Source organism: Pseudomonas sp. TE3552 (assembly GCF_056278945.1).
This window is the reverse complement of record NZ_JBWBQJ010000001.1, coordinates 5,339,980-5,354,362: the sequence shown is the minus strand read 5'-3', so window position 1 is coordinate 5,354,362 and position 14,383 is coordinate 5,339,980. Positions and strand designations below refer to the sequence as shown.

At 60.3% G+C, this 14,383-nt stretch carries 12 protein-coding genes and 1 pseudogene; 7 read left to right on the top strand and 6 right to left on the bottom strand.

Going from position 1 to position 14,383, the window contains the following annotated elements:
* The first annotated feature begins 74 nt into the window (after positions 1-74).
* The 6 genes and pseudogenes from folE2 to ACZ9BB_RS24140 all read left to right on the top strand — a co-directional run.
* Positions 75-971, top strand: a complete 897-nt coding sequence (gene folE2 / locus ACZ9BB_RS24165) for a GTP cyclohydrolase FolE2 (RefSeq protein WP_476216891.1) — start codon at positions 75-77, stop codon at positions 969-971.
* Complete coding sequence (locus ACZ9BB_RS24160; protein WP_476216889.1) at positions 968-1,636, top strand: metal ABC transporter ATP-binding protein; 669 nt, start codon at positions 968-970, stop codon at positions 1,634-1,636. Before folE2 ends, ACZ9BB_RS24160 begins: the two co-directional genes overlap by 4 nt.
* On the top strand, positions 1,636-2,502 hold the full coding sequence (locus ACZ9BB_RS24155) for a metal ABC transporter permease (RefSeq protein ID WP_476216887.1): 867 nt from the start codon (positions 1,636-1,638) through the stop codon (positions 2,500-2,502). The genes ACZ9BB_RS24160 and ACZ9BB_RS24155 overlap by 1 nt, the downstream gene beginning before the upstream one ends.
* Positions 2,503-2,513: 11 nt before the next feature.
* A complete protein-coding gene (locus ACZ9BB_RS24150; protein ID WP_476216885.1) occupies positions 2,514-3,389 on the top strand; it encodes a metal ABC transporter substrate-binding protein in 876 nt (291 codons plus the stop codon).
* Entirely contained in the window at positions 3,386-3,946 is a 561-nt protein-coding gene (locus tag ACZ9BB_RS24145) for a gamma carbonic anhydrase family protein (RefSeq protein ID WP_476216883.1), read from the top strand. Before ACZ9BB_RS24150 ends, ACZ9BB_RS24145 begins: the two co-directional genes overlap by 4 nt.
* Before the next feature lie 14 nt (positions 3,947-3,960).
* Positions 3,961-4,680 (top strand): annotated as a pseudogene (locus tag ACZ9BB_RS24140) (amidohydrolase family protein); the annotation flags it as partial.
* Between the two features lie 202 nt (positions 4,681-4,882).
* On the opposite strand, the gene ACZ9BB_RS24135 reads toward ACZ9BB_RS24140, so the two are convergent.
* Entirely contained in the window at positions 4,883-5,404 is a 522-nt protein-coding gene (locus ACZ9BB_RS24135; protein WP_476216882.1) for a DUF3617 domain-containing protein, read from the bottom strand.
* 132 nt (positions 5,405-5,536) lie between these two features.
* On the opposite strand from ACZ9BB_RS24135, the gene cls reads away from it, so the two are divergent.
* Positions 5,537-6,976, top strand: coding sequence for a cardiolipin synthase (gene cls / locus ACZ9BB_RS24130; protein ID WP_476216880.1), 1,440 nt, complete (start codon positions 5,537-5,539; stop codon positions 6,974-6,976).
* Between the two features lie 3 nt (positions 6,977-6,979).
* Here the strand turns inward: cls and cfaB are convergent, their stop codons facing one another.
* From cfaB to hflK (ACZ9BB_RS24105), 5 genes are all read right to left on the bottom strand, one after another.
* The gene (gene cfaB, locus ACZ9BB_RS24125; protein WP_476216878.1) at positions 6,980-8,167 is read right to left on the bottom strand and encodes a C17 cyclopropane fatty acid synthase CfaB; all 1,188 of its coding nucleotides are present in this window, start codon (positions 8,165-8,167) and stop codon (positions 6,980-6,982) included.
* A gap of 197 nt (positions 8,168-8,364) precedes the next feature.
* Positions 8,365-10,275: a heavy metal translocating P-type ATPase gene (locus tag ACZ9BB_RS24120; protein WP_476216876.1), complete on the bottom strand. Its 1,911-nt coding sequence runs from the start codon at positions 10,273-10,275 to the stop codon at positions 8,365-8,367.
* Positions 10,272-11,333, bottom strand: coding sequence for a protease modulator HflK (gene hflK / locus ACZ9BB_RS24115; protein WP_476216875.1), 1,062 nt, complete (start codon positions 11,331-11,333; stop codon positions 10,272-10,274). The genes ACZ9BB_RS24120 and hflK (ACZ9BB_RS24115) overlap by 4 nt, the downstream gene beginning before the upstream one ends.
* Positions 11,330-12,382 (bottom strand): protease modulator HflC, encoded by a 1,053-nt coding sequence (gene hflC, locus ACZ9BB_RS24110; RefSeq protein WP_476216873.1) that lies wholly within the window; start codon positions 12,380-12,382, stop codon positions 11,330-11,332. The genes hflK (ACZ9BB_RS24115) and hflC overlap by 4 nt, the downstream gene beginning before the upstream one ends.
* The gene (hflK, locus tag ACZ9BB_RS24105) at positions 12,379-14,343 is read right to left on the bottom strand and encodes a protease modulator HflK (protein WP_476218404.1); all 1,965 of its coding nucleotides are present in this window, start codon (positions 14,341-14,343) and stop codon (positions 12,379-12,381) included. Before hflK (ACZ9BB_RS24105) ends, hflC begins: the two co-directional genes overlap by 4 nt.
* Between the last annotated feature and the right edge of the window lie 40 nt (positions 14,344-14,383).

The following is a 14,383-nucleotide window of genomic DNA, read 5'->3' as shown; positions in this document are numbered from 1 at the left end:
CTCACGAAAAAGGCATCGTCGATTTGATTGTTATAATATAACATGTCAAATCAACTCCCACGATGGACCTGCTCATGAATGCGCTGACTCTGCCGGATATCGCCGCGCAGGCCTCACGCCAAGCCCTGCCACTTGATTGGGTGGGCATGTGCGGCATTGCTCTTCCTGTTTTATTCGATGGCCAGCGACTGAGCGCAAAGGCCGACGCTGGCGTTAGCCTCGACGATGGAGAGGCGCGTGGCATCCATATGTCGCGGCTGTATCTGGCGTTGGAGATGCTTGAGCAGGAAAACCTTTCGCCCGCGTTATTGCGGCGAGTCTTGCAGAATTTTCTCGAAACCCATGAAGGGCTTTCCCACAACGCTTACCTAAAAATTCACACCGAACTATTGCTCAAAAGACCTGCGCTCGTCAGTCCACTGGCCGGCTGGAAAACTTATCCGGTGAGCATCGAAGCCAGTTTGAAAAACGCGATGTTCCACGTGGAACTAAAAATCGATGTGCCTTATTCCTCAACCTGTCCGTGCTCAGCAGCCCTTTCGCGGCAGTTGATTCAGCAACAATTCGTTGATGACTTTGCCAACAAGTCGCTGCAACACGCTGACGTTCTGGCTTGGCTCGGCTCCACGAAAGGCATCGTCGCCACGCCGCATAGCCAACGCAGCAATGCGCAATTGCAGCTGCGTCTGGACGACTATCTGGATGACCTGCCGCTGATCGCCGCGATCAACGATGCGGAAGCAGCCCTCGGCACCGCTGTGCAAACCGCCGTGAAACGCGCCGACGAACAAGCTTTCGCCCTCGCCAACGGCCAGAACCTGATGTTCTGCGAAGACGCTGCCCGACGCTTGAACCTGGCCCTGAAACGCTCCCCGGGCATCAACGCCTTTCACGTGCAAGTCGTTCACGCCGAAAGTCTTCATGCCCACGATGCTGTCGCCGAAAGTCGCTGGAATTGGGAGGCCGCATGATCCAATGCCAAGCCTTGCGCTGGGGCGCACCCGGTCAACCGCTCACTCCGTCGGTGGATTTTCAGTTGCCCAAAGGGAGTCTGACCGCTGTCATCGGTGCCAACGGTTCGGGTAAAAGCAGCCTGCTGAAAGTCATCGCCGGTCTGCAAAAGCCGCTGGCTGGAAAAATCATCATTGATGTTCCACGCAAAGGCGGCCTTTCGTTCCTGCCTCAGCAACAACATCTGGATCGGCAGTTCCCCATTAGCCTGCAAGAGTTAGTGGCCGCTGGTTTTTGGGGCAGCAAGCAAACTCCTGAGATACGCAGCCAGCGCCTCAAGTCTGCGCTAGAAGACTGGTGCCTGAGTGGCCTGGAACATCGCCCATTGATGGCCCTCTCCGGAGGTGAATTGCAGCGTGCCCTGCTCGCCCGCTTGAATCTCGCCGAAGCCCCCTTGTTGTTGCTCGACGAACCCCACGCCGCACTCGACGAACTCGGCCAGGTGCTGCTCTGGAAACACATCCACGCCTGGCATGCCGAAGGCCGAACCCTGGTCGTGGTGTGTCATGACCTGGCCGCCGTGCGCCAACACATCCCCCAAGCCCTATTGATCAACAGCAGCGGCTGCGTCCTCGGTCCCAGTACCGATCTGATTCGCCAACAACCCCAGACGCAGGTGGCTTGATGATCGCTGCCGCTCAGCTTTGGCAACCGTTCCACGAATTCGTATTCATGCGCAGGGCGTTGCTTGGTGGTCTCGTTCTGGCGTGCAGCACGGCACCGCTTGGGGTGTTTTTGATTCTACGGCGCATGAGCCTGATCGGTGACGCGGTGGCTCACGGCATCTTGCCCGGCGCCGCATTGGGCTTCTGGTTCGCCGGGTTGAGTCTGCCCGCGTTGACCATCGGGGGCCTCGGCGCGGGCCTGAGCATGGCCGGACTGGCCGCCTGGATCACCCGCCGCACCGGCCTGCGGGAAGACGCGAGCCTGGCCGCGATCTACCCGATATCGCTGGCCAGCGGCGTGCTGATCCTCGGCATTGCCGGTAAGCGACTGGACCTGTTGCACCTGTTGTTCGGCTCGGCGCTCGCGGTCGATGGGCCGACTTTGACCGGCATGATTTGGGTCTCGGGCTTCAGCCTGATCGCCATGGCCCTCATCTACAAACCCCTGTTGCTGGACACCCTCGACCCGCTCTTTCTGCAAACCGTCAGCCGCCTCGGGCCACTGGCTCACGGGGTATTTCTGACCCTGGTGGTGCTTAACCTGGTGATCGGTTTCCAGGCTATCGGCGCCCTGATGGTGGTCGGTTTGATGATGTTGCCAGCCGCGGCCTCTCGCTTCTGGAGTCGGCGCTTGCCAGTGCTGATGATCATCGCGGCGCTGCTCGGCTGCCTCTCTGTGTGGTTCGGTTTGCTGCTGTCGTTCTACTACTCGCTGCCCAGCGGACCGGCGATCGTGCTAGTGGCTGGCGGTTTGTATCTGCTGTCCGTGGTGTTCGGTCCGGTGCACGGTTTGCTGCGCCGCCCGCCTTTGCTCACATCCCAATGAGGTGTAACCCGATGCGCGCTTTACTCGTGCTGTTCAGTTTGATGTTGTCGATGTCGCTGTCTGCCGCGGAAAAACTCCAGGTGGTCACCAGCTTCAGCATCCTCGCCGACATGACTCATCAAGTCGGCGGCGAGCATATTCAGATCACTAACTTGGTCGACCCGGACGCCGATGCCCACACCTACGAACCGACTCCGGACGATGCAAAGGCATTGCTCAACGCCAGACTGATCATCAAGAACGGGCTGGGTTTCGAGCCATGGCTGGACCGTCTGGTGACCAGCACCGAGACCAAAGCCCCGGTCATCAGTGCCAGCCACGGTGTCATTCCACGCTCGCTGGATGAAGACGGTGAAACCATCCCGGACCCACACGCTTGGCACAACCTGGCGAACACCGAGCTGTACATCAGCAACATCACCAAAGCGCTGATCGCCGCCGACCCTGCGAACAAAGCCGATTACGAACACAACAGCCAGGCCTATCTGAAAAAGATCTACGCCTTGCTCGCCGAAGCCAAAGCCAAGCTCGGTTCACTGCCGCCGGGTAATCGCAAAATCGTGACCTCCCATGATGCCTTTGGCTACCTCGGTCAGGCTTACGGCATCGACTTCATGGCGCCTCAAGGACTGTCCACCGAACGTGAACCGTCGGCCGCCGAAGTCGCTGCGCTGATCACGCAGATCCGTCAGGCCAAGGTCAAAGCGGTGTTCATGGAAAACATCAAGGACACACGCCTGCTCAAGCAAATCGCTGATGAAAGCGGCGCGCACATCGGCGGCACGCTGTACTCCGATGCTCTTGCAGCGACTGGCCCGGCCAGCACCTTCGCAGGGTTGTTCGAATGCAACCTAAACACCCTGTACGAAGCGTTGAGCAAACCATGATCCGCAAGAATCCTTCAGGCGATCTGCCGTCGATTGCGGAGTCGGCGTATGTGGATAAAACAGCAATCATCTGCGGCAAAGTAGTGATCGGCGAGAACGTCTTCGTCGGTCCCTACGCCGTGATACGCGCCGATGAAGTGGACGACTCGGGCGAGATGGAAGCGATCACCATCGGCGCCAATTCGAACATCCAGGACGGCGTGGTGATCCACTCCAAGTCCGGTGCAGCGGTGACCATCGGCGAATTCAGTTCCATCGCCCACCGCTCCATCGTGCATGGCCCCTGCTCCGTCGGTAATCGCGTGTTCATCGGTTTCAACAGCGTGCTGTTCAATTGCGCGGTGGCCGACGGTTGCGTGGTGCGCCACAACTCGGTGGTCGATGGTCGTGACTTGCCTGAAAATTTCTACGTGCCCTCCACCACGCGCATCGGCCCCAATACCGACCTGTCACAGTTCCCGCCGGTGAGCGTCAGCGCCTCGGAGTTTTCCGAGGACGTGGCGCGCACCAACGTAGATCTGGTGCGGGGCTACAAAGCCCTGCAAAACGAGTTCTGACCATGAGCAGCGTGCTGATCCGCAACGCCAAAGCATGTTTTCGTTCCTCCTCGATGGCCGTCGATCTGGCCAGGCGACATGGCACCCGACTGCACGTTTTGCACCTGAGCACCGCCCGTGAGCTGGCACTGTTCGAAGACAAGCCGCTGGCACAGAAACGCATCACCGCCGAGGTCTGTCTGCACCATTTGCTGTTCGACGACCGCGACTACCCGAGCCTCGGCAACCTGATCAAATGCAACCCGGCAATCAAGACCCAGGCCGACCGCGACGCCTTGCGCAAAGCACTGTTGAGCAATCGACTGGACGTGATCGGCAGCGATCACGCGCCTCACACCTGGGCCGAGAAACAGCGGCCCTACAGCCAGGCGCCGTCCGGCTTGCCGTTGGTGCAACATGCCCTGCCCGCGCTGCTGGAACTGGTGGCCGACGAGGTCTTGCCAATCACCACCCTCGTGGCCAAGACCAGTCACCGGGTCGCCGATTTGTTTGCGATTCCCGACCGCGGCTACCTGCGCGAAGGCTATTGGGCTGACCTGGTATTGATCAAATCCGAACCCGATGGCATTGCCGTCTCCCTGCAGCCAATCCTCTCGCAATGCGGCTGGACACCCTTCGCCCGGCATCACTTTCGCCACAGTGTCAGCACCACCGTCGTATCGGGGCAAATTGCCTGGCACGCCAATCGTCTACATGACAGCTGTCAGGGTTTACCCCTGCGGTTCATGCGCTAACGCACGTTTTTTTGTCAGCATGCGCAGTTGCAGCGGAGAAGATTTGGGAGAGAAAGGGATTGAGGCGGTGTATGAATGGTTGTATCAACCGAAGACTCGAAGTGACTAAGCGGACGCCTTCGCGGGCAAGCCGGCTCCCACAAGGACCACGTATGACCTTGTAGGAGCGAGCGGTGCGGCGATCCGACTTGTCCGCTAGCTTTTAAGCCCGAGGCTTAACGGTGCCGCAATCCTGCCCCAACCACACGGCACGAGTATCGAGGCTACCCTTCTGCTGGATGCCGGTGGCGTTGAAGGTGCCGTTGACCTTGGTGGTGAATTCACGATCGCTGAGGAATGTGGCGACACCCGCACCTTGCGCTTTCGGACAGCTGAAACGGAATTTCCACTGGTTGCCGGTACGTTCGGTGATTTGCTGCTTGCAGCCCGATTGCGGGTCCGTCAGCGGAATGTTATCGGTCTTCACCTGCTCAGGAGTCAGGCACGCCCGAATCCCTTTGCCGCCCATGGTGATGCCCTGTTTTTCCAACTGCGCGCGCTGTTCAGGGGTCATCTGGCTCTGTATCTGGCCGAGGATCAATTGCAGATCGGGCAGGTTCTGGTCATCGACCTTCATATTGCTTGAGGTCAATTCCCACAAGCCCGGCTGCAGCATCTGTGCTTGAGCAGCCACAGGAAGTGCCAAACCAAGCGCCATGGCCAAACCCAGCAGACGAACGTTCATCGAGTAACTCCTGATCATTAGTGGCTGTTAGACGTCGGCCGAGGGCTTCGGTTCATGGGCCAATTAAATAGCGACATTCTGCACGGAACATGGTCTGTTAAGCATTGAATCTTCAGGAGCAAGGCAGCCCCCATGGATTATTTCGGACCGCATGTTTTCGGTTATCTGATCGCACTACTGCACACGCTGGGCCTGATCGCCGCCATCCATGCCGTATTGACCGTTCGGACCGCTCAGGGCTCGATCGCCTGGGCTCTGTCACTGCTGTTCATTCCTTACCTCACGCTCATCCCGTATCTGGTCTTTGGCCGCAGCACCTTCGATGGCTACATCAAGGCCCGACGCCAAGCCAACGAGGAAATGCGCAAGGCAATCTCCGAGCTGAACTGGCGCCCCTGGGTAGAGGAAGCGTTGACTGCCCGTGCCTCCAACGCTTACGCCTCTTTGCGGGCCATGCCGAAACTGGGGCGCATGCCGTGTCTGGCGAATAACGAAGTTCGCTTGTTGATCGACGGCCAGGCCACCTTCAATGCGATTTTCGACGCCATCGACAACGCCAGGGAAGCGGTGCTGATCCAGTTTTTCATCATCCACGACGACCGCCTCGGCCAACGCCTGCACACCCTGCTGAAGAAAAAAGCTGCCGAAGGCGTGGCGATTTACTTGCTCTACGACCGCATCGGCAGCCACTCCCTGCCCCACGATTACGTGCAACCCTTGCGCGATGCCGGCGTCGAGGTCAAAGCCTTTGCCACCCGCAGTGGCTGGCTAAACCGTTTTCAGGTCAACTTCCGCAACCACCGCAAAATCGTGGTGGTCGACGGTATTGTCGGTTTTGTCGGCGGGCTCAATGTCGGCGACGAATACATGGGCGAGAAACCGCCCTTGGCACCGTGGCGCGACACCCATGTGCAAGTGCGTGGGCCGGTGGTGGCCTGCCTGCAGGAGTCCTTCGCCGAAGACTGGTTTTGGGCAGCCCGCTCGCTGCCGCCGTTGATCCTGCCAGAGGTTTATCCGGCCGACGGCGTACTCTGCCAATTGCTGGCCAGCGGCCCGGCAGATTCCTACGAAACCTGTTCACTGTTCTTCGTCGAAGCCATCCATGCGGCAACGGAGCGGGTATGGATCACCAGCCCTTACTTCATCCCCGACGAAGCGGTGTTCGCGGCGTTGCGACTGGCGGTGCTGCGCGGTGTGGATGTACGGATCCTGTTGCCGTCGCGACCAGATCACCGGATCGTCTATGCCGCCTCCAGCCTTTATGCCTTCGAAGCGGTACGCGCCGGCGTGCGTTTATTCCGTTATCAACCTGGCTTCCTGCATCAGAAAGTGGTGCTGATCGACAACGAGATCAGCGCTATCGGCAGTGCCAATATGGACAACCGTTCGTTCCGGTTGAATTTCGAAGTGATGTTGCTGACGGTCGACCGCGCATTTGCCGGCGAAGTGGAACAGATGCTCAACGACGACTTCGCCCAGGCTGACGAAATAGCCAAAGAAGAAAGCCGGGAGACCCGCCGCCTGCAACAGGTCGGCATGCGGATCGCCCGGCTTATTTCACCGATTCTCTAATGTCTAGGGGTTGTAGATGTCGTCGCGGGTCCAAGGCAGTTCATGGCTGCCATCGGGATGGGTTTTCACCGCGAGGATTTGATGCAGATTAATCCAGCCTCTGGCGAAGGCATAGGCGCATCCTGCCAGGTACAACCGCCAGATTCGCAGTGCCTGATCCGGGACCAGCCTGCCGGCGGCTTCCAGATTGTCTTCCAGGCGCTCGCTCCAGTGGTCCAGGGTCCGCGCGTAATGCAGGCGCAGACTTTCGACGTCGACGATCTCCAGCCCTGCCTCGCTGATCTCGGCGGAGATCATCGCCAGGTGTGGCAACTCGCCGTTGGGGAACACGTACTTCTCGATGAATTCACCGGCACCGCGCCCCACGGGACGACCGTCGGTGCGTTTGGCGGTGATCCCGTGGTTCATCACCAGGCCGCCCTCTTTCACCGCGCCGAACAAGGTTTTGCAGTACTCGGACAGGTTCGCGTGGCCGACGTGTTCGAACATGCCAACGCTGACCACCTTGTCGAAGCGACCATCCTGAGGCAGGTCGCGATAATCGAGCAGTTGCAGTTCGACCAGATCCTCCAGGCCTTCGGCGGTTACCCGCTCGCGGGCCAGGGCCAGCTGCTCTTTACTGAGCGTGATCCCAAACACCTTCGCGCCGAACTCTCGGGCCGCATACCGCGCCAACCCGCCCCAGCCGCAACCGACATCCAGCAGATACTCCCCTGGCTGTAACCGCAGCTTGCGGCACAAGTGGCGAAACTTGGCCTGTTGAGCTTGCTCAAGGGTTTCGCTGCCGGTCTCGAAGTAGGCACAGGAATAGGCCATGTCGCTGTCGAGCCACAGTTGATAAAAAGCGTTGGAAAGATCGTAGTGATAGGAGATGGCTTGGGCGTCGGTTTCCTTGTCGTGGACGGTGCGCACAGGCTGATTGTCTTCATCATCACTCAACAACGCCTGACTCCACTCATCGCAAACGCGAATCACGTCGCTGATGGAGCCTTCCAGCTCCAGTTTGCCTTCGACAAACGCCGTCCCCAGTGCGTCGAGACTGGGATGGGTGAACTGGGTAACCATGTGTGGGTCCTTGACCACAATGGTGACGCTGGGCGTCGGCCCCAGATTGAACTCATGGCCGTCCCAGAGTCGCAAGCGAAGCGGTAATTGCAGATTCTGTAAGGCCAGTGGAAGTTGCGCGAGCATGAAAAGTCCCCCTGTTTCAGACGTCAAATCTGAGGGTAGACCATCCCTGAAAAATAGCAGGCTATCGATTTAATAGCCTATTTCTATTCCGATGTTGCCACCAACGATGAAACCAGCCAACGGGCGCCCCTTGAAACTGACCGCCTTACCCTAGATGACTGCAAATCCGGTGCACAGTTCTGAAAAGTTGCAGACGCTCAAACCTCATCCTTAAGCTTGAGTAGGGGTTCCTGAAAGCGTAGCAAACGCCCGGCATTACCGAGCACCAATAACGTACTCAAGTTATGCAACAGTGCGGCAATCATCGCGCCTGCCGCGCCAAGCCAGCCGAATGCGGCGAAGGCGACAATGGCCAGGGTCCAGCCCAGACCAATGATCACGTTGGCCTGCAAGGTCTGGCGGCATTGGCGACTCAGGCGCACACAGGTTCCGAGCCGGCGCAGGTCACTGCCGATCAGTACGATGTCAGCCGAAGCCAGCGCGATGTCCGCGCCACCCGCCCCCATCGCCACGCCGACCACACCGGCCTTGAGTGCCAGGGAATCATTAATGCCGTCTCCCACCACCATCGGCCGGAAACCACTGCCGATTTCTTTCATCACGCGATTAAGCTTGTCCTCGGGCAAGGCTTGGGCCTCGACATCGCTGATGCCCACATCCCGGGCCAGCGAGTGGGCAACACTTTGCCGATCTCCGGTGAGCAACAACTGACGCCCCAGGCCCAGTTCACGCAACTCGTCCAGAGCGAACCGCGCCTCGGGTTTGACGCTGTCGGCAAGCAACAGCCAGGCGAGAAATTCACCGTCGAGTGCCAGCCCGGCAATCGGGCCATCATGTTCGGGAACGGCTGAAGTGGCGATACCCAATTGCGCGAACAACTCCGGACGACCGAGGGCCGCCTCGCCCTGCTCGGTCATCGCCACTACGCCCAAACCTTGACGCTCGTGAATGTCAGAAAGCAGCAGAAAATGTTCCTGGGTGACCAGCCCGGCCAATGCGCGGCTGACCGGGTGGCTGCTGGCGGAGCCGAGGCTGGCAGCGAGTTTTAGTACGTGGCTGCGATCCTCCAGCGGGCTGTCGATTGATTGCAGGCGCAAGGTGCCGAACGTCAGGGTTCCGGTCTTGTCGACGACCAGCGAAGTCAGGTCAGCCAACTCTTCGAGGAACGCCGAACTGCGGATCAGAATCCCGTGCCGGGCCGCCACCGCCACCCCGGCAATGGCCGTGGCCGGTGCCGATAACACCAGCGCACATGGGCAAGCCGCCACTAATACCGCGAGCATCGCTTGCGCATCGTTGGTGACGAACCAGGTCACGGCGGCCAGCAGCAACACCAGCACCATGTAGCTACCGGAATAGCGTTCGAGCAAGCGCGTGATCGGCGGCTTGGAACGCTCCGCGCTTTGCATCAGCGCGATGACTTTACCCAGCGTCGACTCGTGACCGGTGCGGGTCACTTCAATGCGCAACAGGCCATCGAGGTTGATCGCCCCGCCGAACACCGGCATGCCCACAACGGCCTCAATCGGCACGGACTCGCCGGTGATGGATGCGGTGTCGAGGCTTGCCTGACCGGACAGCACACGACCATCCGCTGGCACTCGATCACCCGCACGCACCTCCACGAGATCACCGGCCTTGAGGGTGCCGTTGTCGACTTCGATAACGGAACCGTCAGCCTGAATCTTGCGCGCATGGCTGCGGGTCAGTTTGCCGAGGGCATGAATCGCTTCCTGGGAGCCGATCACGCTGCGCTCCTCCAGCACGTGGCCGAAGATCATGATGATCGGCAGCAGCGCCGCGGTCAGTAGATCTCCAGTGGCCCAGGCACCGAGCATGGCCAAGGCTATGAGCTGATCGGTGATCCCGTGCAGGCTCGGATAACGCAGGCTGTACCACGCCGAGCGCATGACCGGCACGGCCACCAGCAAGGAGGCAAAACCCAGCAGCAATTGGCTGACCCCGGTCTGCCCCGGCGACAACCAGCGCCAGATCAGACCCAGCGCAAGCAAGCCCAACGCAAGCATGGCCAGAGTCAACTGGCGCGCGGCGCTACGTTGTTCAGCCGAGGACAACATGCTCGGCGCGGTGGCGGTTTGGGCAGTCATTGTGCAGCTCCCTGAATGATCAGGCGGGAATCGTCTTTCGGATCGACCGTGGTCACCGAGCCGGCCTGGCCGAGAATCTTCGGCATCCGCTCACGGTAAATACGTAGCAGCATTTGCGGGTCGGTGCCCTGCTGTTGCGCCTTGGCCAAGCTCAGCACCGTGGCAGTGTCGGCGGAGGCTTTGGCCAGGCGTTCGCTGGCTTGGGCGTGAGCCACTTGCAGCGTGCGGTCGGCTTGTTCGTTGGCGCTCTGAGTCAGCTTCTCGGCTTCAGTGCGTGCGTTGGCCACGGCTTTATCGGCCTGTTGACTGGCGGTTAACACGGCATTGAAAGCGTTCACCGCCGGCCCGGGCAAACTCGATTGCACATCGACTCGTGCCACTTCGATGCCCAACCCCTGCCCGGTCGCTGTCAGTTCGGCCAAGCGTTGATTGATGCTGCGCACCAGATCGCCGCGTAGACGTTCGCGACGCTCGGCGGCCTGATTGTCCGCGCCGATCAGTTCCGGTCGAGCCACCAGGATGGTGTCCAGATCTCGTGCAGCGGTGAGTGCCACGGCACTGCGCGTCACCAACCGATCCAGCGCCGGCAGCACATGTTCACCCTGAAGAACGAAGGCATAGGGCTCGATGACTTTGTAAAACACCCGCACATCCAGTTGCACCACGCCCGCATCACCGGTCAGCAGATAACCGGAACCGGCGAGCGCATCGCTGATGGGCGTGGCAAAACTCGCCACTCGATCAGCCTGCAGCGCAGCATCCGTGCGCAGCAGGTTTTCCACTCGACGCTCGATCACCCGATCCGCTGCCGGCAACAAGATCACCTGCTCGAACGGGCGCGGCCACGCCAACAGCAAACCGGCATTTTGAATGCGATCCAGAGCGCCGAAGTGCAGCACCACCACACGATTCTGCGGGTCGATTTGCCGCACATTGGAAAAGGCCCACGCCAACGCAGCGAGCACGGTCACGGCGTAAAGCGCCAGAAAAGCCAAGCGTCCGGCCTGAATCCAGGGGCTGCTCAACTCATGTGTTCCACGTGGAACTTTTAAACTCATGGCTGCAACCCGGACTTGTTATCGAGCGTCGGTGGGCCGTCAACCAATACCCGGAATGGCGCGGCATCGGTACGTAAAATCAATTTAGTGCCCGGCGTGACGACGGTGCCCAAGGTGTCGAGAGAGCGCAGCAAGTTGTAGAGCTGCGGCGAACCGGCGTAGGCACGGCCGTAAATCTGCGCGGCTTCAACGCGGGATTGGGCTTCGATGTCTGCGGCTTTCACCGTCGCATCGGCTTGCACGATTCGCGCATCACGCTCGGCCGCGGAGCGAATTTGCGCAGCTTCACGCTTGCCGATGGCCGTGCGTTCAGTGGCGATGGTTTCACGCTCAGCGCGCATACGATCGACAGTCGCGGTGAGCGTCACCGACGGCAGGGTCAAACGCTCGATGCCCACTTGCAGCACTCGCACGCCATACGTGGCGAGTAACTGCTGATCAATCTGCTGACGCAACTGCGCTTCGAAATCGGCGATGTGCACTTGGTTGGCATCGGTGTTCACCAGGTTGGCCAGATCAAAACTGCTGGCGGTGGTTTCCAGGGCCGAGCCGACAAAGGTGCGAATCTGCCGCGCGGCTTCGTCCGGCTGGTTCTGTACGGCGCGCATGAAGCGTTGCACGTTGTCCGCATCGCCCTGCACCTGCCAGGCCACATAGGCTTGCACGATGATGCGCAAACCATCGCGCGTGCCCACATCCTGCAAACCGCTGGAGGTAGTGCGCAGCCTTAGATCCACCGGGATCGCCGCCTCGAACGGTGCCGGCCAGCGCCAGCCAAGACCCGGCTCCAGCAATACCCGCGAGGGATTGCCGAAGCGGGTGATCACCGTGGCCTCCCCCGAGCGCACTTGCACCAGGCTCGCTGCCGCGATGGCAAACGCCACCAGCAGCGCCGCCCAACCCATCCGCCGCCATGGGAAAGGGCCGGCTTCTTGCGGATCACCGTGATGATGGTGATGGTGACCGTGGTGATGCCCGCCATGGCCGTGATCGTGGCCGGTGTGGTCATCGTGATCGTGATGATCGTGAGTAGGCGTCGACTGGCTCAATGGGCGGCTCCTGGCTGAGCGGTATTACGCGGCGGCGCAGGGTCAGCCGGCAGCGTGAATGTACGTAGATCGATGGTCGGCGCACTGCTGCTGCCACCCAGACGATGATCGAGAACCAGCAGCTTGGCGTTAGCCAGGCCCTGGGTCAGTTGGCTGAGGTATTGCTCCAGTACAAAAGCCTGGCCGGCGCTGGAAAACGCCTTTCGTTCGGCGGCAAATTTCAGGTCGGCAGCCTGGGCGCTCGAGTTGATTTCATGAGCGGCGGCCGTGGCTTGATCGCGTGCAATGCTGGCCTGCAATTGCGCCTGGTTGGTCGCCTCCGCGGCTGCACCGCGCTCGCGGGAAATCAAAGCCTGGGCACCAATCTGCGCCGCTTGCACGCCGTGATAGGCGTTGGCCGCCCCCGCTGGTGGATGAATGGCCTCGACCACCGTGGCGAGAATTTCCACGCCGCTGTCGAGTTTTTGCAGGTCTGCCTGCACAGCTCGGCCGATGTCTTCGGCGAGCCCTACCCTGTCTTCACCGAGTAAACCGTCAAGGGTTCGCGAGGCGAAATCGTGAACCAGAATTCGGCTGGCGGTGCTGCGGATCAGCGTCGGCACGTCGGCGCTGTTGTACGTCGCAGCCAGTGCCGCCTGATCGCTCAAGCCGATGCGATAAACGAAGCGCACGTCCATGTTGACGATCTGGAAGCTCTGCTTGTCGGAACGGCTGCTGGCAATGACCTGGGATTTGTCATTCACATGGCTGGCGTCCCACAAGCGGTTGGCAATCGCCGGTGCCGGGCCCTCGGCAGGTTCGGCCTCCACTGGTGCCGACGTTTCGCCGACGCTGGTGGCCAACTCGTGAACCACACCGTTTTCGACGTTCAGCACGCGCCCCAGCGGCCACGGCAAACCGGCGTGCAAACCAGGACCGAAAACCTCTACCGGTTTGCCGAAACGCTCGTAGATACCCCGCCCTTGCAGCGGTATTTCATGAATGCCGGTTAGCGACCAACCCACGATTGCCACCACCGCCAGCACCGGCAAAAACGCCCGACGCATGTAGGTGAAGGCCCAGATTTGTCGCAGGTCGATGCCGAAGCGGTTGTGTAACTCGTGCTGCAACGCGAGCAGGGGCTGCGGCGGCCAGCGCAACATATCGGCGACGAAGCTTCGCGCCAGCAAGACCGGTTCAAGCTGCTCACGCCGGGGACTGAACAGCGACAACATGGCCCGCAGCAATAACTCGATAGCAACCAGCCCCGGCAGCACACCGATCAGTACCGCCAGACGCACTGGCCAGACCGACGCTTCGCTACCGAACAACAAGCACAGAGCGCTGAGTACCAGGCAAATGATCGCGACCCGCGTCAGCTGTGCCAATGACCCAGCCTCGGGCCATTGGGCGATGTTTTCCTGCGCCAGTTGCCGCTCCAGCACCAATAAACCGAAAGCCAGCAACAGCGACAGCACGGCGCCGACACTGGCCGACAGCCCTAACGCGGCCGGCGGCAAGGCCAGGTTCCAGATTTGTACGATGCTGTACAACGTCAACAGTGCCCAACCGCCCAGCCAAAGCGTTGGAGGACCGATCTGCCCCAACAAACGCATCCAACGCTGATTGATCCGATCCAGCAACCGCTCGTACCAGCCTTCGGGGGCAACCACTTCGTCAGTGACGACTACCGGCACCGACATTGCCGGATTCATCGCCCGTGCGCGCCACTGCGTCACCCACCAGGCCGATTGCAGGCCGGCGACCAGCACCAGCAAACCGGCGCTCTGATTGACCAATAACGCGGGCCACAGCGATTGCGGTGCAAACAGCCCGACAAAAAACGCCAGCACCAATCCAGCCGCCGCCAAGGCACCCAAACCGATTGCGAATTGCCGCAAACGTCGTCCTTGAACGACCGCCTGCTGAAAGCGCGGCAGCCCTGCTATCTGTACTCCATCGCCATCGAGATCGACTTGCATACCACCCCAGCCATTGCTCACATCACAATTCGTTACGATA